The following is a 24,297-nucleotide window of genomic DNA, read 5'->3' on the forward strand; positions in this document are numbered from 1 at the left end:
GAAGAAGTGCGGAGAAAGGGGGGAAATGGGAGACGACCGGGGCCGCCACCCCCCACAGGAGAGGCCCCGGTCGTCGTCCACGGAGCCGCAGCACGGCTCCGTACTCCTATCTGCGCCAGGGGTGCGGTTTCTGTCACACCCTTGGACGCGCCCGCGACGCACCCGCCGGGGCCGCCCGGAGGTTGCAAGTTGTACAAAGACCCCGGACCGCGTGGACGTGATGCCGCGACACGACGTAGCGTGCAAGGTGCGCGAGCCGGCGTGGCGGCGGTGACCAGCCGCGATGACGCAGGGGCGCGGCCACGTCACCGACGAACAGGGTTTGGGGAGTGCTGGGGGACGACGCGGAGCTGACGGCCGCGGTGCTCGCTGCGCAGAACGGGGACGAGGACGCCTTCCGTACTGTGTACCGCGCCGTGCATCCCCGGCTGCTCGGCTACATACGCACACTGGTGGGCGACACGGACGCCGAGGACGTCGCCTCCGAGGCCTGGCTCCAGATAGCCCGCGACCTCGACCGCTTCGACGGCGACGCGGACCGCTTCCGCGGCTGGGCGGCCCGCATCGCCCGCAACCGCGCACTCGACCACGTCCGGATGCGCGGCCGCCGCCCCGCCGTCGGCGGAGACGAGACCGAGCTCGCCGACAAGCCCGCCGACTCCGACACGGCCGGCGAGGCCATGGAGGCCCTCGCCACCGGCGACACCATGCAGCTGATCGCCCAGCTCCCGCAGGACCAGGCCGAGGCCGTCGTCCTGCGCGTCGTCGTCGGCCTCGACGCCAAGAGCGCCGCCGACACCCTGGGCAAACGCCCCGGCGCCGTGCGCACCGCCGCGCACCGGGGGCTCAAGAAGCTCGCCGAACTCCTCGGAGCCGACGGAAAGGACGACGGCGCGGGAACCGTCTTCCCCCTGGACGGCGTCCCTCCGCAACGCGGCCGCACACCGGGGTCCGTGACCCCGAGCGGTGTGACGCAATCACGTCCGCGTACGCAGAAGGACATGTGATGGCCGACGAGCGGTACCAGTGGCTCGATCAGGAGACCGCGGAGAGGCTGCTCCGCGGTGAGCCGGTCGAGGCCGTCGACGACCGTGCGCGCGCCGAGGCCGAGCGCCTCGCCGAGGCCCTCGGCACGGCCCGCGTCCCGGCCCTCCCGCCTGCCGCGCGCACCGAACTCCCGGGCGAGGCCGCGGCACTCGCCGCCTTCCGCAAGGCCACCGCCGAGCGCGCCGCCTCCGCCGCCTGCGCGCCGGTCTCCGCCACCGCGTCCGCCGGCCGTACCGCCGGCGCCGAACTGGGCCGGATACGGCTCGCGCCCGTCACCGCCCCGGCGCGCCGCTGGGGACGTTCGGTGCGGTACGGGCTCGCCGCCGCGGTCGCCGCCGTCACGGTCGGCGGCGTCGCCGTCGCCGCCGGTACGGGCGTGCTGCCGCTGGTCGGCCCGGCACCCGCCAGCTCCGTCACGGCGGGGGAGACGACGGACCCGCTCGTCTCGAAGGAGCCCGGCATACGCCAGGACCCCGAGGCGCCCCCGACGCGGCCGGGCGACGGCGATCCCACGCCCGGCTCGTCCCCCTCGGCCGACTCCGGGTCCACCACCCCGACCCCCCGCGTCCCGGACGGCCGCGGCACCGCCACCGCCGGTCCGGGCACTCCGACGCCGGGCAGGACGAGCGGAAGCGGCGACAGCGGTGGCACCGGCTCGACGACCACCCGCGAGAAGGCCCTCCAGGCCTGCCGGGAGTACCGGACGGGCAAGCTCGACGCCGCCGGCCGGCAGAAGCTCCAGAACACCCTGCGCGGCGGCGACACCCTGCGCGTCTACTGCGACCGGATCCTCTCCGGCGACTCCGCGAACAGCGGCGGCAACGGCAACGGCACCCCTGAGAGCACGGGCCAGAACGGCTCCAAGGACGGCGACGGCCAGGGCGACGCCAAGGAAGACCCCGACGACAACGCCGACGGCAGCCGCAAGGGCGGATCGAACGGCGGGGCCGGCGGCGCCTCCGAGGGCGGCCAGGGCGGCGGCCAGGGCAGCGGCTCCGGGAACCAGACCTCGGGGAACCATTCCTCCGGGAACCAGACCTCCGGGATCAAGGCCTCCGGCACCCTTTCCGGCGCCCGGCTCCGGGCCTCGGTGACCGTCGTGCTGCCCGTGGGAATCACCGCCGAGGCACGTCTTCCGCTCGCGGTGTAACACTTCTGGACCCGCCGACGCAGTAAGAAATGCCGACTGGTCATCGGCCGCGCAGAGAGCCGGGGTTCCCCCCGTACCTACGGCTCCGCGCACCTGGCGCGGGTGGGGCACGTTCCCCCGGTCCCACCCGCGCCCCTTCCCTTCCTGGTTCTCACCAGTAGACGACGACCTTGTCACCGACCTTCACCTGGTCGAAGAGCGCCGAGAGCTTGACCCGGTCCCTGACGTTCACGCAGCCGTGCGAGGCCCCCGCGTAGCCGCGGGCCGCGAAGTCCGCCGAGTAGTGCACGGCCTGGCCGCGGCTGAAGAACATCGCGTACGGCATGGGCGTGTGGTAGATCGTCGACGTCCAGTCCTTCGCCTTCCACTCGACCTTGAAGAGGCCCTCGCGGGTCGGCGTGTTCTCCGAGCCGAAGCGGACGTCCATCGACGAGACGACCCTGCCGTCGATCATCCAGGCGAGCGTCCGGCTCTCCTTGCTGATGCACATCACCCGGCCGGTCATGCAGCGCTGGTCCGGGGTGTCCAGCTTGTTCGTCGTCGACGGCTTCAGCTCGTCGGCGGTCGGCTTCTTGGTGACGGACAGCAGCGTCTGCCAGGTCTTCTCGTCGACCGAGCCCGTCTCCGGCAGACCCCGGCGCGCCTGGAACTTCCGGACCGAGGTCGCCGTCATCGTCCCGTAGAAACCGGTGGGCGCCCGGTCGAAGAGGTCGAGCTGCCGCAGCCGCGCCTGGAGCTCGCGCACCTGCTCGGTCTCCACGCCTTCACGCATGAGGGGCTTCGCTGCGGGCGTCCCGGTGGTGGGCGCCCCCGTGGAGGGCGTGCCGGTGGGAGGCGTGGCGGAGGGGGACGGCGGCTTGTCGTCGGTGGTGGGGCTGGTGCTGGGCGCGGCCGAACTCGGCGCGGGAGCCGTACCCGTACCCGTACCCGTACCGGATGCGTCGGGAGAGCATCCGGCGGCGAGTGCCACCGCCGCGGCCGCCAGGACCACTCTGCGTATGACGGAAGAAGACCGGTTCATCGTTTGCCCCCCGAGGTGTGTCGTGTGTACGTAGGGATGCTTCCCGCGCGCGTGCGGTTGCGCACCTGAGAGGTGTCTTGTGGGGAAGGTCCCAGCGCGCTGCCCTCCGTCGCCCGCGCACCCGCCACTACAGTCCGTCGCGAGGGGTCGCTACCGCTCGAGTCACAGGTCTATCGGGAGGCACAACGCATGGCGCGCGAGTCGGAGTCGGGGCTGCCCATCGAGCCGGTCTACGGACCGGGCGCCCTGGACGGATGGGATCCCGCCGAGAAGCTGGGCGAGCCGGGCTCGTACCCCTTCACCCGCGGTGTGTACCCCTCGATGTACACCGGGCGGCCCTGGACCATGCGGCAGTACGCCGGCTTCGGCACCGCCGTCGAGTCCAACGCCCGCTACAAGCAGCTCATCGCCAACGGCACCATGGGCCTGTCGGTCGCCTTCGACCTGCCGACCCAGATGGGCCACGACTCCGACGCCCCGATCGCGCACGGCGAGGTCGGCAAGGTCGGCGTCGCCATCGACTCGATCGACGACATGCGCGTCCTGTTCGACGGGATCCCCCTCGACAAGGTCTCCACGTCGATGACGATCAACGCGCCCGGCGCGCTCCTGCTGCTGCTCTATCAGCTCGTCGGCGAGGAGCAGGGCGTCCCGGCGGACAAGCTGACCGGCACGATCCAGAACGACGTGCTCAAGGAGTACATCGCGCGGGGCACGTACATCTTCCCGCCGAAGCCCTCGCTGCGGCTGATCGCGGACATCTTCAAGTACTGCAGGACCGAGATCCCGAAGTGGAACACCATCTCGATCTCCGGCTACCACATGGCCGAGGCCGGTGCCTCGCCCGCGCAGGAGATCGCGTTCACCCTCGCCGACGGCATCGAGTACGTCCGCACGGCCGTCGCCGCAGGCATGGACGTCGACGACTTCGCGCCCCGGCTCTCCTTCTTCTTCGTGGCCCGCACGACGATCCTGGAGGAGGTCGCCAAGTTCCGCGCGGCCCGCCGGATCTGGGCGCGGGTGATGAAGGAGGAGTTCGGCGCGAAGAACCCCAAGTCGCTGATGCTCCGCTTCCACACCCAGACCGCCGGTGTGCAGCTCACCGCCCAGCAGCCCGAGGTCAACCTGGTGCGCGTCGCCGTCCAGGGCCTCGCGGCCGTCCTCGGCGGCACGCAGTCGCTGCACACCAACTCCTTCGACGAGGCCATCGCCCTGCCGACGGACAAGTCGGCCCGCCTCGCCCTGCGCACCCAGCAGGTCCTGGCGTACGAGACGGACGTCACCGCGACCGTCGACCCGTTCGCCGGGTCGTACGTCGTCGAGAAGATGACGGACGACGTCGAGGCCGCGGCCGTGGAGCTGATGGGCCGGGTCGAGGAGATGGGCGGCGCGGTCAGCGCGATCGAGCGCGGCTTCCAGAAGAACGAGATCGAGCGCTCGGCGTACCGGATCGCGCAGGAGACCGACAGCGGCGAGCGGGTCGTCGTCGGCGTCAACCGCTACACGATCGACGTCGAGGAGCCCTACGAGCCGCTCCGCGTCGACCCGGCGATCGAGGCCCAGCAGGCCGAGCGCCTCGCCCGGCTGCGGTCCGAGCGCGACCAGGCGGCGGTGTACGCGGCGCTCGCCGGGCTGAGGAAGGCCGCCGAGGGCACGGACAACGTCCTCTACCCGATGAAGGAGGCCCTCAAGGCCCGGGCCACGGTCGGCGAGGTCTGCGGCGCGCTGCGCGGCGTCTGGGGCACGTACGTCCCGACCGACGCGTTCTGACCGTCTTCACCTGCTGACCGATGCCACCTGTTGAAACTTAAAGCGGAGTGTCGTACCGGTGTGCGACACTCCGCTTCATGCTGGGTGTCACCGATCTACCGACCTATCTCGCCGGGCTCGTCGTCCTCGTCCTCCTCCCGGGGCCGAACTCGCTGTACGTGCTGTCCGTCGCCGCCCGCAAGGGCACCCGGACCGGATTCACGGCCGTCGCCGGGGTGTTCACCGGCGACACGGTCCTGATGACGCTCGCCGGCCTCGGCGCCGCCTCGCTGCTCCAGACCACCCCGCTCCTCTTCATGATCGTGAAGTACGCGGGCGCCGGCTATCTGACCTGGATGGCGATCGGCATGCTGCGGGGCGCCCTGGCCATGTGGCGCACCCGGCACGAGGCCGTCGAGGAGTCCGCCGCCGAGCCGGAGGCCGGGCCGTCCGAGCACCCGTACCGCCGCGCGCTGATCATCAGCGTCTTCAACCCGAAGGCGATCCTCTTCCTGATCTCCTTCTTCGTGCAGTTCGTGGACCCGTCCTACGCCTACCCGGCGCTCACCTTCCTGTTCCTCGGCACCCTGCTCCAGCTCGGCAGCATCCTCTACCTGACGACCCTGATATTCGGCGGTACGAGGCTCGCCGCCGCCTTCCGCCGCCGCAGGCGGCTCTCGGCCGGAGCCACCTCCGCGGCCGGCGCCCTCTTCCTCGGCTTCGCCGCGAAGCTCTCGCTCAGCAGCGTCTGACCGGCTCCCCTTGACCCTCACACCGTGTGAGGCCGTTCCGTAGGGGTCGTCATGTTCACCATCGGAGACTTCGCCCCGCACGGGCGGGTGTCGGTCCGGATGCTGCGCCTGCGCCAGGCCGAGCTGGAGGCGGCGCGGGCGACGGCTCGGTCGTCGTGCACGCCGCCATGACCGTCCCCGAGGGTACGGCCGTGGAGGGCGTCGAGGTGCTCGTCCTGCCCGGCATCGAGGAAGCGGCGACCGTCGTCCACCGGGGCTCGATGGACGAGATCCTGCCGACCGCGCAGACCCTCGCCACCTGGATCGGCACCAACGGCTACACCTCCGCCGGGTACGCCCGCGAGCTCTACCTGGAGTGCCCGGAGGACCGGGCCGGGTGGGTGACCGAACTCCAGGAGCCGGTCGTCCGCCCCTGACCGCGTGCCGCCGAAGGGCCCGGGACCCCCGCACGGGTCCCGGGCCCTTCCCTTCGGGTGGTGGTTCCTTACTTCTGCAGGGCCTTGCTCCGGGCCCTACTTCTTCAGGGCCTTGCGCAGCCGCAGCGCCCGGCGGGCGAGGCGGCGGACCTTCGGGTGGCGGGGGATCGGCAGGCCGCCCGGCAGGTTCAGGACGGTGAGGCGGCGCCGGGTGAAGTGGTGCCGGGTGCGCTCGGCGAGCGGGCCCGAGAGGTGCCGTACCGCCGGCTCCCGCAGCTCCGGACGTATCTTCGGCTGCATCGCGAAGCCGACCGCCGCGACCAGGTCGTTCAGCTCCTCCGTACCGATACCGGCGTCATCGCCCTCCTTCTCCAGGGGCGGGACGACCGCGTCGACGACGGTGAGCGGGATCCGGTTGCTGTTCTGGAACGGGGTGAGCCGTTCCAGGAGGGCGCGCGTGCCGACCCGGGCGGCCGGCAGACCGTAGAACGTCGCCGCCGTGAGCAGCGCCGTCGAGAAGCAGCCGACGACGAGCGCGGGCCGCAGCTCGCGGTAGAGCACCTCGGCGAGCACCGGCCGGTCCTCGACGGTCAGCTCGGCGCCGAGCTCCTCCGCCGCCTCCACCAGCTTCCGCGACCAGGCGTCCGGGGCCGTCGGGTGCGGCTTGAAGACGAGCCGCCGGTGGCCGCGGGCGACCGCGCCCCGCACCATCCGCAGGTGCAGCTCCTCCTCCTCGGCGGCGGTCAGCAGGTTCAGTGCGGCCAGGTACTGGCCGAGGAGCAGCGCGGGGCCCTCCTGGGCGGCGGGGGTTCCCGCCAGCTCCTCGACGACCTTCGTGAAGGCCTCCGTCGGCACCGCCTCCGCCACCGCCCCGAACTCGGCGAGCAGCAGCGGCGCGAGCCCGGGGACGAGGTCCAGGTGGAGCAGCCGGCCCACGCGCCCGCCGATCAGCGGGTCGATCTTGTTACGGGTCGGCCCGTAGCTCATCAGACCGTCCGCGTACACCGTGATCGGCGCGTCGGGGAGCAGCTGGGCGATCGCGAGCGCGGGCGTGACCTGGATCGATTCCAGGACGAGCTCGACGCGGTCGTCGCCGAGGCCCCACAGCGTGCGCAGATGCCGCTGGAGCAGCGGGAGGTCGCTCGCGCGGGGGGTCCAGCCGGCCGGGTGGAGCGGGGAGATCGTCTCGTTCCAGGACAGGACGTCGTCGAAGCGGCCGCGCAGCCGCTCGAAGCCCTCGGCCTCGTCCAGGGCGGGGGTCGTCTCCGGCACGGCCGCGTTGTTGCAGACGAGGAGGATCCGGCGGTCGGCGGGGCCGAAGCAGCCGCTGTCGAGCGCGGCGGCGATCGTCACGGCGCCGTAGAGGGTGGAGGCGCAGAAGATCTGGGTGGTCACGCGGCCACCTCCGTCTTCGCGTCCGTACCGGCCTCATGGACGGGTCCCGTCGGCGGGGGCGCGGGCCTCCGCCTGCGCAGCCGGCGAAGGAGCGTCGCACGGTCCCCGCCCATCGCGTCGAGGGCCTCGTCGAGGACGTCCTGCGGCATCCGCCGCAGCGCGCCCGCGCTCATCGCCTTCAGCTGACGCGCCACCTCGGGCTCGAACCGTTCGATCGAGCTGTTGTGATGGAAAATCACCGCGCAATAGGTGCGGACGGCCTTGGGAAGAAGGAGGTCCGCATCCGCGTCCTTCGCCGTTTCCTCGATCACCTGGTCGAATGCGCGGATGAAATCCAATTGCCGGACGTCGCCGATCTGGGTGAGCGAGGTCGCCACCCCGCGCCGGTAGAACACGCCGAGTTCACCGACCGCGGCGAACGATTCCGCCTCGCGGTGGAGTTTCCAGATCCACGGCCGGTCCTCGGCCGTCCGCAGCCCGTGCGGGAAATGCAGCAGCCCCCGGTCGAGGAGCCGGCGGTGGTAGATCCCGGCCCAGGCGTACGGGTAGTCGACCGAGGTCGTCCGGTGCGCCGGCAGGATAGCGTCCCGCGGGTTCAGCACCTCGCCGCGCCGGGGGACCGGCGCCCGGCGCACCGCGCGGTTGCGGCCGGTGACCGTGACGTGGTCGGTGCGCAGGAAGTCGACGCCCAGCGATTCGGCGGCGTCGACCAGGCGCGCGTAGTAGCCGGGGGCGAGCCAGTCGTCCCCGTCGAGGAAGGCGATGTACTCGCCGCGGGCGGCGTCCAGGCCGGTGTTCCGGGCCGTGGCGAGGCCCTCGTTGTGCTCGTGCCTGATCAGGACGGCACCCGGGATCCCGCGTGCGGCCCGCTCCAGGATCTCCGGAGTCCCGTCCGACGAGCAGTCGTCGACAAGGAGGAACTCGAAGTCCTCGCGGGCGTTGGCCCGCAGGCTCGTGAGGGTGTCGGGGGCGTATGTCTGCACGTTGAAGAACGGCACGACGACGGAGAGCTTGACCACGCGGCCGACGCTAGGTGCCGCCACGGCATTCCCACCGACCGCCGGGCAGCCTTCCGGTGAACACCAAGCGGCGGGCCGATTAACCGCCTTTACCCGCAACGGAAATCAGCCGCACCGCGTCCGGATGCCGACCCGCTTCTCCCGGCGGAGAGCCTCTGTTCACCGTTTGTTGTGACTCAGTTGGGCCGAAAAGCGGAATGCCCTTCTAGCGTCCTCGACGTGCCAGCAAGTACCAGAGAAGCGGTACGGGTCGCCGTACTCGCCGACTCCGACACCCGGTGGAAATGGGGCGCCCTCACCGCGCGCCGCATCACCACGGCGACCGCCGAACCCACCGGATTCGTCCTGCGCGGACGGGCCACGCCCACCGCCCGCCAGCTCGCCGAGACCGGAGTGTCCCAGGACACCCCGCGCGAGGTGACGGGCGCGGAGTTCCTGCGCGCCGTACGGGACGCGGAGACGCGCGGCGAGGGATTCGACGTCCTCGTGCTCTCCCTGGTCGGCGGCACCGTCCGCGCCGTCCTCCAGGGCCTGGCCGACCTCTCCCTCGACCGCCGCCCGGTGATCGTCACCGGCTATGTCGGCGTCGTCTACGAGAAGCTGACCGACGGCCTGCTGCTGCGCCACGGAGCCGACGTCGTCCTCGCCAACTCCCGCCACGACGCGGAACGTTTCCGCGCCGTGTACGAGGGCGTGGGCGCCGGCGCCGACTCGGTCGTCGAGGCCGCGCTGCCCTTCCTGGGCGGCGCCCCGCACGCCCCCGAGGCCGACCGCGACACCCTGGTCTTCGCCGCCCAGCCCTCCGTACCCGTCACGAAGGCCGAACGGGCCTACGTACTGCGCCGGTTGATCGCCCACGCCCGCCTCCACCCGGGCCGCGAGGTGCTCCTCAAGCTCCGCTCCAAGCCGGGCGAACACACCACGCACCTGGAGGAGTTCCCGTTCCAGAAGCTGGTGCGCGAGCTCGACCCGCCGGACAACTTCCGCCTCGTGTACGGGCACATGGGCGAAGTCCTCGACCGCACCGACCTGCTCGTCACCGTCTCCTCCACGGCCGCCCTCGAAGCGCTCCACCGCCGGATCCCCACCGCGATCCTCACCGACCTCGGGGTCCGCGAGGCGCTCGGCAACCACCACTTCGTCGGCTCCGGCCTGCTGACCTCCTTCGACCGGCTCGACAAGGGGGACGTGCCGATACCCGACGAGACCTGGCTCGCCCGGCAGGGCGTGGCCTGCGACGGCTCGTACGGGGAGGCCTTCGACGCCGCCCGCGACCGCGTCGCCGCACTCCTGGCGCTTCCCGCGCTGCCCCCGATCACCCCCTACTACACCGCGGAGACGGCCCCCGGCTACCTGCCCGGGATCCTCGCCCGCCACCGCCTGGACGTCACCGCGCCCGAGCCCCGCGAGAGCGGACTCCGCCGGGTCGTCCGGGAGGCCGCGCGGGGCGCGTACCGCCACGGCGTGCAGCGCGTCGCCCCCGTCATCCGCCGCCTGGGAGAACTCTGATGAGCGCCACCGCCACGCCCGCCGGGCCCGCCGCGAACCCGGCCGGGGGTGCCGCCCCCACCGTGCTCGCCGTCATCCCCGCCCGGGGCGGCTCCAAGGGCGTGCCCGCCAAGAACCTCGCACCGGTCGCCGGGGTCCCCCTGGTGGCCCGCGCCGTCCACGCCTGCCTCGGCGCCCGTGCCGTCACGCACGTCGTGGTCTCCACCGACGACGCCGCCATCGCCGCCGCGGCCCGCACCGCCGGAGCCGAGGCCGTCCAGCGGCCCGCCGCCATCGCGGGCGACACGGCCACCAGCGAGGCCGCCGTCCTGCACGCGATGGACGCCTTCGAGGCCACCCACGGCCGCCCGGCCGACGTGGTCCTCCTCGTCCAGTGCACCAGCCCCTTCCTCACCTCCGCCGAGGTCGCCGAGACCGCCGAGCGGATCACCTCGGGCGCCGCCGACACCGCCTTCACGGCCGCCCCCACCCACGGCTTCCTGTGGCGCGATCCCAAGGACAGCGCGACGGGGGCCACCGGCGTCAACCACGACAAGGCGCACCGCCCGCGCCGCCAGGACCGTGAGCCCGAGTACCTGGAGACCGGCGCCGTCTACGCGATGGACGCGGCCGGGTTCCGTACCCACGGGCACCGCTTCTTCGGCCGCACCGCGCTCGTCGTCACCGACCCCGCCCGGGTCCTGGAGATCGACGACCCGCACGACCTCGCCCGCGCCAAGGCCCTCGCGCCGCTCCTCGACGAGCCCGTCACGCCCGGCTTCGCCGACGTCGACGCCGTCGTCCTCGACTTCGACGGCACCCAGACCGACGACCGGGTCCATCTCGACGCCGAGGGCCGCGAGTTCGTCTCCGCGCACCGCGGCGACGGCCTCGGCATCGCGGCCCTGCGCCGCGCCGGACTGCCCGTCCTCATCCTCTCCACCGAGCAGAACGCCGTGGTCGCCGCCCGCGCCCGCAAGCTCAAGATCCCCGTCCTGCACGGCATCGACCGCAAGGACCGCGCCCTCAAGGAGTGGTGCGAGGCCGAGGGCATCGACCCCCAGCGCGTCCTCTACGCCGGCAACGACGTCAACGACCTGCCCTGCTTCCACCTCGTCGGCTGGCCCGTCGCGGTGAGCAGCGCCCACGACTCCGTACGGGCCGCCGCCCGCGCGGTCACCGTCACCCCGGGCGGCGCCGGAGCGATCCGCGAGATCGCCGCCTGGCTCCTCGGACCCGAGCTCGACACCCCCAACTCGCCCAACCCGTAAGGAACGATCATGAACTCCCGTCTGCGCACCCTCGGCAACAAGACCGCCGGTCCGGGCCAGTCCGTCTACGTCTGCGGCGAGATCGGCATCAACCACAACGGCGACCTCGAGAACGCCTTCAAGCTGATCGACGTGGCCGCCGAGGCCGGCTGTGACGCCGTCAAGTTCCAGAAGCGCACCCCGGAGATCTGCACCCCGCGCGACCAGTGGGACATCGAGCGCGACACCCCCTGGGGCCGGATGACGTACATCGACTACCGCCACCGCGTGGAGTTCGGCGAGGACGAGTACCGCGCCATCGACGAGCACTGCAAGGAGCGCGGCATCGACTGGTTCGCCTCCCCGTGGGACACCGAGGCCGTCGCCTTCCTGGAGAAGTTCGACGTCCCCGCCCACAAGGTGGCCTCCGCCTCCCTCACCGACGACGAGCTCCTCCGCGAGCTGCGCGCCACCGGCCGCACGGTGATCCTCTCCACCGGCATGTCGACGCCGCAGCAGATCCGCCACGCGGTCGAGGTCCTCGGCTCGGCCAACATCCTGCTCTGCCACGCCACCTCGACGTACCCGGCCAAGGCCGAGGAGCTCAACCTCCGCGTCATCCAGACGCTCCAGGAGGAGTACCCGAACGTCCCGATCGGCTACTCCGGCCACGAGACCGGCCTCCAGACCACGCTGGCCGCCGTCGCCCTCGGCGCCACCTTCGTCGAGCGCCACATCACCCTCGACCGCGCCATGTGGGGCTCCGACCAGGCCGCCTCCGTCGAGCCGCAGGGCCTCCAGCGCCTCGTCCGCGACATCCGCACCATCGAGACCGCGCTCGGCGACGGCGTCAAGAAGGTCTACGAGTCGGAGCTCGGCCCGATGAAGAAGCTCCGCCGGGTCCAGGGCACCGTCGCCGCATGACCAGCCGGCTGGCGTTCGTCGAGAGCCCGGTCCAGCTCCTGAACGTCCTGGAGTGGGCGCACACGCAGAACCCCATGGGCGCCGCGGCGCCCTCCTCCAGCGACCCGACGGACGCCCTGACCGTCGTCGTCCTCTCGCCGACCGACCCCATGTCGCGGGGCCAGCTGCGCCGGATGGCCCAGCTGGCCCGCGACCAGGGCCTCACTGTCCGCTGGCAGGAGGCCCGCGGCGGCCGGGGCGCGCTGGTCCGCACCCTGCGGCAGCTCGCCCGGCCGCTGCGCTCGGCCGAGCGGGTCATCATCGGGGACCCGTTCTCCCGGTACGTCCAGCTGCTCCTGACCCTCTTCGCCCCCCGGCACCTGACGGTGGTCGACGACGGCACCGCGACCATGGAGTTCGCCGCCCAGCTCGGCCGCGGCGAGCGCCTGGTGCGCTGGCACCGCAAGGGCAGCCTCGGCCCCCGCGAGCTGGTCCTCGCCCCGGTGACGACCCTCGCGAGGCGCCGCCTCGCCCCCGCCCGGGGCCGTACGGTCGAGATCTTCACCTCGCTGCCCGTGGAGGCCCCGGAGGGCGTCACGGTCACGGAGAACGCGTACGCCTGGACCCGCGACACCTTCGGCCCGCCGCTGCTCACCGGCGGCGCGGACCTCGTCGGCACCTCGCTCGTCGAGACCGGCGTCGTCGACGCCGACCACTACGCGCGCGTGGTGAGCGAGCTGGCCCGCGCCCACGGAGCCACCCGCTACTTCGCGCACCGCAGGGAGAGCGCCGAGAAGCTGCACCGGATCGCGGTCGAGACGGGCCTCCAGGTGGTCCGGCCGGAGCTGCCCCTGGAGCTGATCGCCCGGCGCGGCCCCATCGGCCGTACGGTCGTCAGCTTCCCGTCGACGGTCGTGCACACCCTGCCGCTGGCCCTGGCCGGCACGGGGGTGAAGGTGGCCGTCATCGACATAGCGCCCGAGTGGCTGCGGGCGACCGCCTCGCCGCGCGCCCAGGGCTTCCTGTCGGGGATCACGGGCACCGCGGCCCACGAGGTCGACCGGCTCACCGCCCGGGGGGCACATCCGGCCGACCGGCTCGAATTCGGCTGAGGGTACCCACCAGGAGTGAGGTTCATGCCTGCGAAACCGAGATTCTTTCCCCTAAGGGGCTGAAATTCTCGTGATCAACGGGCAGTTGACCTCTCCACGGGCCTACCCTTCAAAGGGTGAACCAGTTGAAGTCCCGTGAGCCCGGCTCCGTCACCCTGCCCGGAACGCTGTCCGAACCCCTGCGCGCCGAACTCGTCGCCTTCCGCAGGGACTTGCACATGCACCCCGAGCTCGGGAACCAGGAGTTCCGTACGACCGCCGCGCTCAAGGCCCGCCTGGAGGCGGCCGGCCTCGCGCCGAAGGTCCTGCCGGGCGGCACCGGGCTCATCTGTGACATCGGCACCCGGGTCGCCGGCCGGTCCGTGCTCGCGATCCGCGCCGACATCGACGCCCTGCCCATCCCCGACGTCAAGACCGTCGCCTACCGCTCCACCGTGGCCAACCGCGCCCACGCCTGCGGACACGACGTCCACACCACCACCGTCCTCGGCGCCGGACTCGTCCTCGCCGAGCTCGACCGCGAGGGCCTCCTGCCGAACGCCGTGCGGCTGATCTTCCAGCCCGCCGAGGAGGTCCTGCCCGGCGGCGCCGCCGACGCCGTCGAGGCCGGGGTCCTGGACGGCGTCGGCCGGATCATCGCCGTCCACTGCGACCCCCGGGTCGACGCCGGGAAGATCGGGCTCCGCGCGGGCGCCATCACCTCCGCCTGCGACCGCCTGGAGGTCACCCTCGACGGCCCCGGCGGCCACACCGCCCGCCCGCACCTCACCACCGACCTGGTCACCGCCGCCGCCCGGGTCGCCACCGACGTCCCCGCCGTCCTCGCCCGCCGCGTCGACGCCCGCTCGGGCCTCTCGGTCACCTGGGGCCGCATCGAGGCCGGCCACGCCCCCAACGTCATCCCGCAGCACGCCGAGCTCTCGGGCACCGTCCGCTGCCTCGACCTGCCCGCCTGGCGCGAGGCGCCCGACCTGGTCCACGCGGCGATCGACGAGGTCGCGACCCTGCACCGGGCCAAGGTGACCGTGGACTACGTCCGGGGCGTCCCCCCGGTCGTCAACGACCCGCTGATCGCCGAACTGCTCCGCGACGCCATGACGGCCCGCCGCGGACCGTACGCGGTCGAGGACACCGAGCAGAGCCTCGGCGGCGAGGACTTCTCCTGGTACCTGGAGCACGTCCCCGGCGCCATGGCCCGCCTCGGCGTCCGCACCCCCGGCGACACCCGGGTCCGGGACCTGCACGCCGGCGACTTCGACGTGGACGAGCGGTGCATCGAGGCCGGCGTGGAGCTCTTCACGGCCGCGGCCCTGCTCGACGGCGCACCCAAGCCCCGAGCGGCCGCCACGCCCGGGCTCTGACGGACGCCCCGCCCGAGCCCCGGTCCCCGGTGATCATCGCCACGCGCCGGCGGTGACCTACGCCACGCCGAAACGGTTGAAATCCGGCCGGACGGCACACTCGGCCGTCCGGCCGAAGAACGGCGTGTCGCCGTTCCGGGGCCTCCCCAAGGCGCGTACCGGCCTGTATAACCGGCGGTACCGGGCCGAACGCCCCCGGTCGCCTCGGCTGGCCGGTTCGCGACGATCCGATAACGACTCATGAACGGGTCTTTAACTGACATCTACGCGCGTTACGATCGCCGCGAAACCAGCGCCGGAAGAGGCGCTTTCGGTCAGTCTTGAAGGGACCCTCCTCTTGCGCCGGATCACCAGGATCACGACCGTGGGCATCACCGCCGCGGCGCTCGCCCTGTCCGTCACCGCGTGCGGCAAGTCGTCCACCGGCTCCAGCTCGAGCTCCAGCTCCAGCGCGACCGCGGGCGCCGTCAAGGTCGCCATCGCGTACGACATCGGCGGCCGTGGCGACCAGTCGTTCAACGACGCCGCCTTCGCCGGCCTGCAGAAGGCCGAGGCCGAGCTCGGCGTCAAGGGCGCCGAGGCCGAGCCGTCGCAGGGCGAGAGCGACGCCGACAAGGTCGCGCGCCTCACCTCGCTGGCCCGGGCCGGCAACAACCCGGTCATCGGCGTCGGTTTCTCCTACGCCCCGGCCATCGCGAAGGTCGCCAAGCAGTTCCCGAAGACCACCTTCGGCCTCATCGACGACACCTCGGTGACCGCGCCGAACATCGCCAACCTGGTCTTCAACGAGGAGCAGGGCTCCTACCTGGCCGGCGTCGCCGCCGCCAAGGCGTCCAAGACCGGCACGGTCGGCTTCATCGGCGGTGTCGAGGTTCCGCTGATCAAGAAGTTCGAGGCGGGCTACACGCAGGGCGTCAAGGACACCAACCCCAAGGCGAAGGTGCTCACCCAGTACCTGACCCAGCCGCCGAACTTCGACGGCTTCTCGAAGCCCGACCTCGGCAAGGCCGCCGCGGAGGGCCAGCTCGACAAGGGCGCCGACGTGATCTACGCCGCCGCCGGTCTGGCCGGCTCGGGCGCCATCGAGGCCGCCTCGGCCGCGGGCAAGTGGGCCATCGGCGTCGACTCCGACCAGTACAAGCAGGCGGGTCTGGCCTCGTACAAGAACCAGATCCTGACCTCGGTCACGAAGGACGTCTCGGGCTCCGTCTTCAACCTGATCAAGTCGGTCAAGGACGGCAAGCCGCAGACCGGTGAGATCCGCTACGGCCTCGCCACCAACGGCGTCGGCCTGGCCACCTCGAACCCGGCCTTCACGAAGATGACGGACCTCACCGCCGCGGTGGACAAGGCGAAGAAGGACATCATCGACGGCAAGATCACGGTCAAGACCGCTCCGTAAGGACCCCCAGGTCACGACCTGAGCCCGGGCCCGGCGTCCGGTGGCACCCCCACCGGACCCGGGCCTCGGCCCCATTCCCGTACAGGTTTTAGTTTTTCGGCAGCGCTACGCGCGTAGATGTCTCCCTGGCACGATAACTTCGCCCCGCCCTGCCCTCCCGCTCCCACTCCTTCCGGCCAAGGAGAGTGCGTCATCAACGCGTCCAGCCCCCCTGCCGTAGAACTGCACGGCATCACCAAGCGATTCCCCGGCGTCGTCGCCAACAAGGACATCGCCATCACCGTCCGCAAGGGCACCGTGCACGCCCTCATCGGCGAGAACGGTGCCGGCAAGTCGACCCTCATGAAGATCCTCTACGGCATGCAGAAGCCGGACGAGGGCACCATCACGGTCGACGGCGAGCAGGTCACCTTCTCCAGCCCCGGTGACGCCATCGCCCGCGGCATCGGCATGGTGCACCAGCACTTCATGCTCGCCGACAACCTCACCGTCCTGGAGAACGTCGTCCTCGGCGGCGAGAAGCTCTACGGCATCGGCGCCAAGGCGCGGAAGAAGATCAAGGAGATCTCCGACGCGTACGGCCTCGGGGTCCGCCCCGACGCCCTCGTCGAGGACCTCGGCGTGGCCGACCGCCAGCGTGTGGAGATCCTCAAGGTCCTCTACCGCGGCGCGAAGATCCTCATCCTCGACGAGCCGACCGCCGTCCTCGTCCCGCAGGAGGTCGACGCGCTCTTCGACAACCTGCGCGAGCTCAAGTCCGAGGGCCTCACGGTCATCTTCATCTCGCACAAGCTGGGCGAGGTCCTGAAGGTCGCCGACGACATCACCGTCATCCGCCGGGGCACCACGGTCGGCACCGCCGACCCGAAGACCGCCACCACCAAGCAGCTCGCCGAGCTGATGGTCGGCAGCGAGCTGCCCTCGCCGGAGACCCGCGAGTCGACGGTCACCGACGTCCCGATGATCCAGGTCCAGGGCCTGACCCTGACCGAGGCCGGCGCCGCCGCGGCCGCCCCCCTCACCACCGCCGCCCCGGCCGACCCGGCCGCCGCGATCACGGTGCACGAGGAGCCCGTCGCCGGGCGCCGCCTCCTCGACGACATCTCGCTCACCATCCACAAGGGCGAGATCCTCGGCATCGCCGGTGTCGAGGGCAACGGCCAGACCGAGCTCATCGAGGCCCTCATGGGCATGAACTCGCCCGACGCGGGGGTCATCAGCCTCGACGGCGAGGACATCTCCACGGTCTCCGTGCGCAAGCGCCGCGAGGGCGGCATCGGCTACATCCCCGAGGACCGCCACCGCCACGGCCTGCTCCTGGAGGCCCCCCTCTGGGAGAACCGCATCCTCGGCCACGTCACCGAGGCCCCCAACTCCAAGCGCGGCATCCTCGACCCCAAGGCCGCCCGCAAGGACACCGAGCGGATCGTGCGCGAGTACGACGTCCGCACCCCCGGCATCGACGTCACCGCGGCCTCCCTCTCCGGCGGCAACCAGCAGAAGCTGATCGTCGGCCGCGAGATGAGCCACAACCCCAAGTTCCTGATCGCCGCCCACCCCACCCGCGGTGTGGACGTCGGCGCGCAGGCGCAGATCTGGGACGCGATCCGGGACGCCCGCCGCGCGGGCCTCGCGGTGCTGCTGATCTCCGCCGACCTCGACGAGCTGATCGGCCTCTCCGACACCCTCCGGGTCATGTACCGCGGCAAGCTCGTCGCCGAGGCCGACCCCGCCACCATCACGCCCGAGCAGCTGGGATCCGCCATGACCGGCGCGGCCACCGGCCACCTCGAAGGCACCGAGCAGTCCGAAGACGGTGACGCCCGATGATGAAAATCGACAAGGACAAGCTGATCATCGGGGCCGCCGGCCCCGTGCTCGCGCTGGTCTCGTCCTTCGTGCTCACCGTCCTGGTGCTGCTCGCGACGGGCCTGGACCCGATCGAGCCGATCCGGCTGATGATCGACAACGCCGGGTACTCCGACGTCCAGGTCCTGATCGTCAACTACACCGGAATCCTCTATCTGGCGGCCCTGGGCGTGGCCATCGGCTTCCGGATGAACCTCTTCAACATCGGCGTCGAGGGCCAGTACCGCCTCGCCGCGATGGTCTCGGCGCTGGTCGGCGCGGCCGTCGACCTGCCCGGTCCGCTGCACATCCTGGTCATCGTGCTCGTCGCCATCGCGACCGGTGCCCTCTGGGCCGGCATCGCGGGCATCCTGAAGACCACCCGCGGCGTCTCCGAGGTCGTCTCCACGATCATGCTCAACGCCATCACCACCTCCCTGGTGGCATGGCTGATCCTGCCGAAGAACTTCGGCGTCCAGCCCGCGGGCTCCAACGACCTCACCACCGGTCAGATCCCCGAGTCCGGCTGGTTCCCCGGCATCGACATGGGCGAGGGCGGCCAGATCTACGGCTTCACCTTCGTCGCGCTCGCGCTCGGCGTCGTCTACTGGTTCGTCATCAACCGCACGCGCTTCGGCTTCGACCTGCGCGCCACCGGTGAGAGCGAGTCCGCGGCCCAGGCCAGCGGCGTCGACGCCAAGAAGATGATCCTCACCGCGATGCTGATCTCGGGTGGCCTCGCCGGTCTGGCCGGCATGCCGATCCTGCTCGGCGAGTCGCACACGTACAGCCTCGCCTTCCCGGTCGGCGTCGGCTTCACCGCCATCACCGTCGCGCTGCTCGGCCGCAACCACCCGGTCGGCATCCTCTTCGCCGCCCTCCTCTTCGCGTTCCTCGAAAAGGCGTCCTCCAGCCTGGACATCGCGGGGTACCCGAAGGAGATCACGCAGATCATGCAGGGCATCATCGTGATCGCCGTGGTCGTCTCCTACGAGCTCGTCCGCCGTTACGGCACCCGCCGCCAGCAGCAGAAGGTCGGCGAGGAGCTCGCCGCCGGCGGCGCCATCAAGACCGACAAGGAGGTCTCGGCATGAGCACCGGCACCGTCGCCAAGCCGAGCGCCGCGCCGAAGAAGGCCGGACGCCGCAAGCTGACCTGGCCCTGGATCCTGCTGATCGTCGCGGCCGGCCTCGTCCTCTTCTCGCTCGTCCGCGTCGTCTCCGGCGCCGACGACCTCACCTCCGTCGGCCAGATCTCCGGCGCGCTCCAGCTCGCCGTGCCGATCGCCATGGCCGGTCTCGGCGGTCTGTGGGCCGAGCGCGCGGGCGTCGTGAACATCGGCCTCGAAGGCATGATGATCCTCGGCACCTGGTTCGGCGCCTGGGCCGGCTACCAGTGGGGCCCGTGGACGGGTGTCGTCGTCGGCATCCTCGGCGGCGCGCTCGGCGGTCTGCTGCACGCGATCATCACCGTCACGTTCAACGTGAACCACATCGTCTCCGGTGTGGCGATCAACATCCTCGCGGTCGGCTTCACCCAGTACCTGTCGAACTTCACCTTCGCCGAGGCCGAGGGCGGCTCCTCCAAGCAGTCCCCGCGCATCGACCCGATCACCGACATCACCATCCCGGGACTCTCGGACGGGCTGATCGACCTCCAGCAGAAGCACTGGTTCCTGATCTCGGACATCGCCGGCATCCTCGGCGGCCTGGTCACCCACCTGTCGCTGCTGACCATCGTGGCCGCCCTGCTGATCCCGGCCACCTGGTGGGTGCTCTGGCGCACCTCCTTCGGCCTGCGGCTGCGCTCCTGCGGTGAGAACCCGGTCGCGGCCGAGTCCCTGGGCGTCAACGTCTACAAGTACAAGTACATCGCCGTCGTCGTCTCCGGCGGCCTCGCCGGCCTCGGCGGCGCCTTCCTGGCGATCGTCTCCACCGGCATCTACCAGGAGGGCCAGACCGGCGGCCGCGGCTACATCGGTCTCGCCGCGATGATCTTCGGCAACTGGATGCCCGGCGGCATGGCGCTCGGCGCGAGCCTCTTCGGCTTCACCGACAGCCTCAAGATCCGCGGCGGCGCCGAGAACGTCCACGCGCTGCTGCTGCTCGTCGCGCTGCTCCTGGTGATCGCCGCGCTGTGGCAGCTGTACAGGAAGAAGTACGGGGTCGCGGCCATCTCTGCCGCCTTCTCCGCCGCGTTCTTCCTCTGGTACTTCCTGACCGACGAGGTCCCGAGCCAGTTCGTCGACGCCGCCCCGTACATCACCACCCTGCTCGTGCTCGCCCTCTCGGCGCAGCGCCTGCGGATGCCGAAGGCGGACGGCCTGCCGTACCGCAAGGGCGAGGGCAAGTGACGACGGCGCCCGACTGGGAGGCCCTGCGGGTCGCGGCGCGCGAGGCCATGTCGCACGCGTACGCCCCGTACTCCCACTTCCCGGTCGGCGCGGCGGCCCTCGTGGACGACGGGCGGACGGTCTCCGGCTGCAACGTGGAGAACGCCTCCTTCGGCCTCGGCCTGTGCGCCGAGTGCGGGCTCGTCTCGCAGCTCCAGGCGACCGGCGGCGGCCGGCTCACGCACTTCGTGTGCGTGGACGGCCGGGGCGAGTCCCTGGTCCCGTGCGGGCGCTGCCGACAGCTGCTGTACGAGTTCGGGGGCCCCGAGCTCGTCCTGGAGACCCCGGCCGGGTTCGTCACCCTCGCGGAGATGCTCCCGCAGGCCTTCGGCCCCGACCACCTCGCCAAGTAACACCTCTGAGCGACCCTTCCGGCACGATGGGAGGGTCGCTCCCCTTTCCTCCCCTCTATGCGCGTAGAAAGAGGCATCACCATGGACGTCATCTCCGTCATCCGCACCAAGCGGGACAAGGGCGAGCTGAGCCCCGAGCAGATCGACTGGGTCATCGACGCGTACACCCGCGGTGAGGTCGCCGACGAGCAGATGTCCGCCCTGGCCATGGCCATCCTGCTGAACGGCATGGACCGCGAGGAGATCGCCCGCTGGACGGCCGCGATGATCGCGAGCGGCGAGCGCATGAACTTCGACTCCCTGTCCCGCCCGACCGCCGACAAGCACTCCACCGGCGGCGTCGGCGACAAGATCACCCTCCCGCTCGCCCCGCTCGTCGCCGCCTGCGGCGCGGCCGTGCCGCAGCTCTCCGGCCGCGGCCTCGGCCACACGGGCGGCACGCTGGACAAGCTGGAGTCGATCCCCGGCTGGCGCGCGCTCCTGTCGAACGAGGAGATGCTGCACGTCCTCGACACCACCGGCGCGGTCATCTGCGCGGCGGGCGACGGCCTCGCCCCTGCGGACAAGAAGCTGTACGCGCTCCGCGACGTGACGGGCACGGTCGAGGCGATCCCGCTGATCGCCTCGTCGATCATGTCGAAGAAGATCGCCGAGGGCACCGGCTCCCTGGTCCTGGACGTCAAGGTCGGCACCGGCGCCTTCATGAAGAACATCGAGGACGCGCGCGAGCTGGCGCGGACGATGGTGGGCCTCGGCACGGACAGCGGCGTCAAGACGGTCGCGCTCCTCACCGACATGTCGACCCCGCTCGGCCTCACCGCGGGCAACGCCCTGGAGGTCCGCGAGTCGGTCGAGGTCCTCGCGGGCGGCGGCCCGGCCGACGTCGTCGAGCTGACCATCGCCCTGGCGAAGGAGATGCTGGAGGCGGCCGGCATCAAGGACGCGGACCCGGCCAAGGCCCTCCGGGACGGTTCGGCGATGGACCACTGGCGCCGGATGATCGCGGCCCAGGGCGGCGACCCGGACGCGACGCTGCCGGTGGCCCGCGAGCAGCACGTCGTCATGGCCCCGTCCACGGGCGTCCTGACCCGCCTCGACGCGTACGACATCGGCATCGCCGCCTGGCGCCTGGGCGCGGGCCGCGCCCGCAAGGAGGACCCGGTGCAGGCGGGCGCGGGCGTCGAGCTCCACGCGAAGCCGGGCGACACGGTGACGGCGGGCCAGCCGCTCCTCACCCTCCACACGGACACCCCGGAGAAGTTCGACTACGCCCTGAAGTCCCTGTCGGACGCGTGGGACATCGCGGAGCCGGGCGCGGAGTTCACCCCGAACCCGATCGTCCTGGACCGCATCGCCTGAGCGCGGGCATATTCCTCTGACACCTTCGGGCGAACGGGACCGGTGGACCCCCACCGGTCCCGTCCGTCTGCCAAGGGAGATCCGCCTCCCCGCCCCCTTCGGCCTCACCCTCGGCACCGCCGAGTTCCCCGCCGTCCGATGAGTTCCGAGTCCCGGGACGGTCGTACGGGACGTGGACACCAGCCAGCCCCTTGTCGTGACCCTGCCCGCCCGCCCCACCCGGGAGGAGCTCGCCCGGTTCTGCGCCGAGCTCGCCGCCGCCCCGCCGGGTGAGGTCGTCTGCGAGGTCGCCGCGCTCGCGCACGCCGACCTCGCCGCCGTCGACACCCTCGCCCGGCTGAAACTCGCCGCGGGCCGCAGAGGCCACCGCATCCGCTTCCACGGAGCAGGGCCCGAGCTGCGCGCCCTGCTCCTCCTGACCGGCCTGGACGGGACCCTGGGGTTCTAGGGGGTGTCTAGGCCTCCAGCCGCGCCGGCAGGTCGAACAGCGGGAACCAGCGGTCGGTGTCCAGGAAGAAGTCCATCCCGCCGACCTTGCCGTCCCGCAGCTCCAGGACGATCAGCGCCCACGGGCTGAAGCCGCCCTCCGGGTCCGGGTGGTAGTGGGCGAACGCCGGCGCACCGTTCGCCACGGTCGCGACCAGCTTCGAGCCCCGGCACACGTCGCCGACGCCCAGCATCCAGCCGACGATGTCGTCGTGGCCCTGGAGCCACAGGTCGAACGGCGGCATGGACATCGTCGCGTCCTCGTGGAGGAGCGCGGTCAGCGCCTTCATGTCGTAGCCCTCGAAGGCGGCGACGTACCGCTCCAGGAGCGCCTGCTGCTCCTCGTCCAGCGGGTTCGCCGGGTCGGAGGCCGTGGGGGACTGCTCGGCGAGGGTCGCGCGGGCCCGCTGGAGGGCGCTGTTGACGGAGGCGACGGAGGTGTCGAGCAGCTCGGCGACCTCGCTCGCCTTCCAGGCCAGCACCTCCCGCAGGATCAGCACGGCCCGCTGCTTCGGCGGCAGGTGCTGGAGCGCGGCCACGAACGCGAGCCGGACCGATTCACGGGAGAGCGCGGTCTCCGCCGGGTCACCGGCGCTCGGCATCACCCGCCCGTCCGGGATCGGCTCAAGCCAGGTGATCTCCGGCTGCTTGACGAGCTGCGCCTGGGCGACCGGCGTCGGCCCGGTCAGGTCCATCGGCCGCGCCCGCCTGTTGCCCGCGTTCAGCGCGTCCAGGCAGACGTTGGTGGCGATCCGGTACAGCCAGGACCGCAGCGAGGCGCGGCCCTCGAAGGAGTCGATGGCCTTCCAGGCACGCACCATCGTGTCCTGCACCGCGTCCTCCGCCTCGAAGGAGGATCCGAGCATCCGGTAGCAGTAACCGGTCAGCTCCCTGCGGTACTTGTCGAGATCGTCGGTCGTCGCGGTCACGGCGTCGCTCATCGGGTCCACACCCCACTCACCCCTCACCGGCACCCGTTCGGTGCCGGTGGGAGCGAAGCTACCGCAGTGCACTGACAGCCGGGGTCACGTTCCCGGCTTGCGCCCGTAGACGAAGACGTCGTCGCCGTTCCTGAGCAGGTTCCAGTACGCCTTCGCGTCCGCCGGCCGCATGTTGACGCAGCCGCCGGAACCCGGCGGGTTCCACATGGACTTGGTGGTCGAGTGGAACGCCTGGCCGCCGTCGAAGAACTGCGCGTACGGCATGGAGACGTGGTAGAGCGTCGACCAGTGGTTGATGTTGCGCCAGTAGATCTTCTTGGAGCCGGTACGGGTCTCCGTGCCGTCCTTGCCCGTGCGGACCGGCACCGGCCCGTACTTGAGGCGCGCGCCGTCCTGGATCCAGCTGAGCTGGCGGGTCAGGTCGACGCAGGCGATCCGGCCCCGGTTGGTCGGGCAGGCGCCCGAGCGGTTGGGGTTGGTGCCCGCGGCCCTCTGCTGGAGCATCGTGTTCATCGTGCGCCAGGTGACCGGCCCGGCGTACCCCATGGTCGGGGTGATGCCGTGCTTGGCCTGGAAGGCCTTGATGGCCAGGCAGTCGCCGAGCGACTGGCGCCCGTCCACCGTCCGGCCGAGGAACTTCTCCACCTGCTTCTGGTACGGCCCCGTCGTCACGTTGCAGGACGCCGCCTGCGCCGGGGCCGTACCGAGCGCGATCGTCACCGGCACCACGAGCGACGTGATCCCGGCGGCGATGCCCGCCCTTCTGCCTATGCGTTGCGCGATTCGCTTCATGATCGTCAACTCCCCCTTGAGTCCCTGTGTTTGAGGACGTACGGGGGGAGTGTGGCGGTTG

General features: G+C 71.6%; 22 protein-coding genes. 17 read left to right on the forward strand and 5 right to left on the reverse strand.

What is annotated here, in order from left to right:
- Positions 1–329: 329 nt before the first annotated feature.
- Together ACZ7HT_RS16665 and ACZ7HT_RS16670 are read left to right on the forward strand one after the other, a co-directional pair.
- The gene (locus tag ACZ7HT_RS16665; protein WP_471165780.1) at positions 330–1,007 is read left to right on the forward strand and encodes an RNA polymerase sigma factor; all 678 of its coding nucleotides are present in this window, start codon (positions 330–332) and stop codon (positions 1,005–1,007) included.
- Positions 1,007–2,197, forward strand: a complete 1,191-nt coding sequence (locus tag ACZ7HT_RS16670; RefSeq protein ID WP_471165783.1) for a hypothetical protein — start codon at positions 1,007–1,009, stop codon at positions 2,195–2,197. Before ACZ7HT_RS16665 ends, ACZ7HT_RS16670 begins: the two co-directional genes overlap by 1 nt.
- Before the next feature lie 151 nt (positions 2,198–2,348).
- Here the strand turns inward: ACZ7HT_RS16670 and ACZ7HT_RS16675 are convergent, their stop codons facing one another.
- Positions 2,349–3,218 (reverse strand): L,D-transpeptidase family protein, encoded by an 870-nt coding sequence (locus tag ACZ7HT_RS16675; protein ID WP_471165786.1) that lies wholly within the window; start codon positions 3,216–3,218, stop codon positions 2,349–2,351.
- Positions 3,219–3,407: 189 nt separating this feature from the next.
- On the opposite strand from ACZ7HT_RS16675, the gene ACZ7HT_RS16680 reads away from it, so the two are divergent.
- The 3 genes from ACZ7HT_RS16680 to ACZ7HT_RS16690 all read left to right on the forward strand — a co-directional run bounded on the left by ACZ7HT_RS16680 (position 3,408) and on the right by ACZ7HT_RS16690 (position 6,135).
- The gene (locus ACZ7HT_RS16680; protein WP_471165788.1) at positions 3,408–4,988 is read left to right on the forward strand and encodes an acyl-CoA mutase large subunit family protein; all 1,581 of its coding nucleotides are present in this window, start codon (positions 3,408–3,410) and stop codon (positions 4,986–4,988) included.
- Positions 4,989–5,065: 77 nt separating this feature from the next.
- On the forward strand, positions 5,066–5,719 hold the full coding sequence (leuE, locus tag ACZ7HT_RS16685; RefSeq protein ID WP_471165791.1) for a leucine efflux protein LeuE: 654 nt from the start codon (positions 5,066–5,068) through the stop codon (positions 5,717–5,719).
- 167 nt (positions 5,720–5,886) lie between these two features.
- Positions 5,887–6,135, forward strand: coding sequence for a GyrI-like domain-containing protein (locus ACZ7HT_RS16690; RefSeq protein WP_471165793.1), 249 nt, complete (start codon positions 5,887–5,889; stop codon positions 6,133–6,135).
- Positions 6,136–6,231: 96 nt separating this feature from the next.
- On the opposite strand, the gene ACZ7HT_RS16695 is transcribed toward ACZ7HT_RS16690, so the two are convergent.
- Both ACZ7HT_RS16695 and ACZ7HT_RS16700 read right to left on the reverse strand, forming a co-directional pair.
- Complete coding sequence (locus ACZ7HT_RS16695) at positions 6,232–7,530, reverse strand: polysialyltransferase family glycosyltransferase (protein ID WP_471165796.1); 1,299 nt, start codon at positions 7,528–7,530, stop codon at positions 6,232–6,234.
- On the reverse strand, positions 7,527–8,549 hold the full coding sequence (locus ACZ7HT_RS16700; protein ID WP_471165798.1) for a glycosyltransferase family 2 protein: 1,023 nt from the start codon (positions 8,547–8,549) through the stop codon (positions 7,527–7,529). The genes ACZ7HT_RS16695 and ACZ7HT_RS16700 overlap by 4 nt, the downstream gene beginning before the upstream one ends.
- Positions 8,550–8,768: 219 nt before the next feature.
- Here ACZ7HT_RS16700 and ACZ7HT_RS16705 point away from each other — a divergent pair, with 219 nt between their 5' ends.
- The 12 genes from ACZ7HT_RS16705 to ACZ7HT_RS16760 all read left to right on the forward strand — a co-directional run bounded on the left by ACZ7HT_RS16705 (position 8,769) and on the right by ACZ7HT_RS16760 (position 22,465).
- A complete protein-coding gene (locus ACZ7HT_RS16705) occupies positions 8,769–10,058 on the forward strand; it encodes a DUF6716 putative glycosyltransferase (RefSeq protein ID WP_471165801.1) in 1,290 nt (429 codons plus the stop codon).
- Positions 10,058–11,308: a cytidylyltransferase domain-containing protein gene (locus ACZ7HT_RS16710; RefSeq protein WP_471165804.1), complete on the forward strand. Its 1,251-nt coding sequence runs from the start codon at positions 10,058–10,060 to the stop codon at positions 11,306–11,308. Before ACZ7HT_RS16705 ends, ACZ7HT_RS16710 begins: the two co-directional genes overlap by 1 nt.
- A gap of 9 nt (positions 11,309–11,317) precedes the next feature.
- Complete coding sequence (locus tag ACZ7HT_RS16715; RefSeq protein ID WP_471165806.1) at positions 11,318–12,211, forward strand: N-acetylneuraminate synthase family protein; 894 nt, start codon at positions 11,318–11,320, stop codon at positions 12,209–12,211.
- Positions 12,208–13,302: a hypothetical protein gene (locus ACZ7HT_RS16720; RefSeq protein ID WP_471165809.1), complete on the forward strand. Its 1,095-nt coding sequence runs from the start codon at positions 12,208–12,210 to the stop codon at positions 13,300–13,302. The genes ACZ7HT_RS16715 and ACZ7HT_RS16720 overlap by 4 nt, the downstream gene beginning before the upstream one ends.
- A 116-nt stretch (positions 13,303–13,418) precedes the next feature.
- Positions 13,419–14,663 carry an amidohydrolase gene (locus tag ACZ7HT_RS16725; protein WP_471165811.1) on the forward strand — a complete coding sequence of 415 codons (1,245 nt, stop codon included), beginning with the start codon at positions 13,419–13,421 and terminating at the stop codon, positions 14,661–14,663.
- Between the two features lie 337 nt (positions 14,664–15,000).
- Complete coding sequence (locus ACZ7HT_RS16730) at positions 15,001–16,065, forward strand: BMP family lipoprotein (RefSeq protein WP_471165814.1); 1,065 nt, start codon at positions 15,001–15,003, stop codon at positions 16,063–16,065.
- Between the two features lie 117 nt (positions 16,066–16,182).
- Positions 16,183–17,895 (forward strand): ABC transporter ATP-binding protein, encoded by a 1,713-nt coding sequence (locus tag ACZ7HT_RS16735; protein WP_471165817.1) that lies wholly within the window; start codon positions 16,183–16,185, stop codon positions 17,893–17,895.
- On the forward strand, positions 17,892–19,007 hold the full coding sequence (locus tag ACZ7HT_RS16740; protein WP_471165820.1) for an ABC transporter permease: 1,116 nt from the start codon (positions 17,892–17,894) through the stop codon (positions 19,005–19,007). Before ACZ7HT_RS16735 ends, ACZ7HT_RS16740 begins: the two co-directional genes overlap by 4 nt.
- Positions 19,004–20,266, forward strand: a complete 1,263-nt coding sequence (locus ACZ7HT_RS16745; RefSeq protein WP_471165823.1) for an ABC transporter permease — start codon at positions 19,004–19,006, stop codon at positions 20,264–20,266. The genes ACZ7HT_RS16740 and ACZ7HT_RS16745 overlap by 4 nt, the downstream gene beginning before the upstream one ends.
- Positions 20,263–20,658: a cytidine deaminase gene (locus tag ACZ7HT_RS16750; RefSeq protein WP_471165824.1), complete on the forward strand. Its 396-nt coding sequence runs from the start codon at positions 20,263–20,265 to the stop codon at positions 20,656–20,658. Before ACZ7HT_RS16745 ends, ACZ7HT_RS16750 begins: the two co-directional genes overlap by 4 nt.
- Before the next feature lie 81 nt (positions 20,659–20,739).
- Positions 20,740–22,017, forward strand: a complete 1,278-nt coding sequence (locus ACZ7HT_RS16755; RefSeq protein WP_471166474.1) for a thymidine phosphorylase — start codon at positions 20,740–20,742, stop codon at positions 22,015–22,017.
- A gap of 172 nt (positions 22,018–22,189) precedes the next feature.
- On the forward strand, positions 22,190–22,465 hold the full coding sequence (locus ACZ7HT_RS16760) for an STAS domain-containing protein (protein ID WP_471165827.1): 276 nt from the start codon (positions 22,190–22,192) through the stop codon (positions 22,463–22,465).
- 7 nt (positions 22,466–22,472) lie between these two features.
- Here the strand turns inward: ACZ7HT_RS16760 and ACZ7HT_RS16765 are convergent, their stop codons facing one another.
- Positions 22,473–23,444: a sigma-70 family RNA polymerase sigma factor gene (locus ACZ7HT_RS16765; protein ID WP_471165830.1), complete on the reverse strand. Its 972-nt coding sequence runs from the start codon at positions 23,442–23,444 to the stop codon at positions 22,473–22,475.
- Between the two features lie 84 nt (positions 23,445–23,528).
- Positions 23,529–24,236, reverse strand: a complete 708-nt coding sequence (locus ACZ7HT_RS16770) for a L,D-transpeptidase family protein (protein WP_471165833.1) — start codon at positions 24,234–24,236, stop codon at positions 23,529–23,531.
- Positions 24,237–24,297: the final 61 nt, after the last annotated feature.

The organism is Streptomyces sp. NPDC037410 (assembly GCF_055602235.1).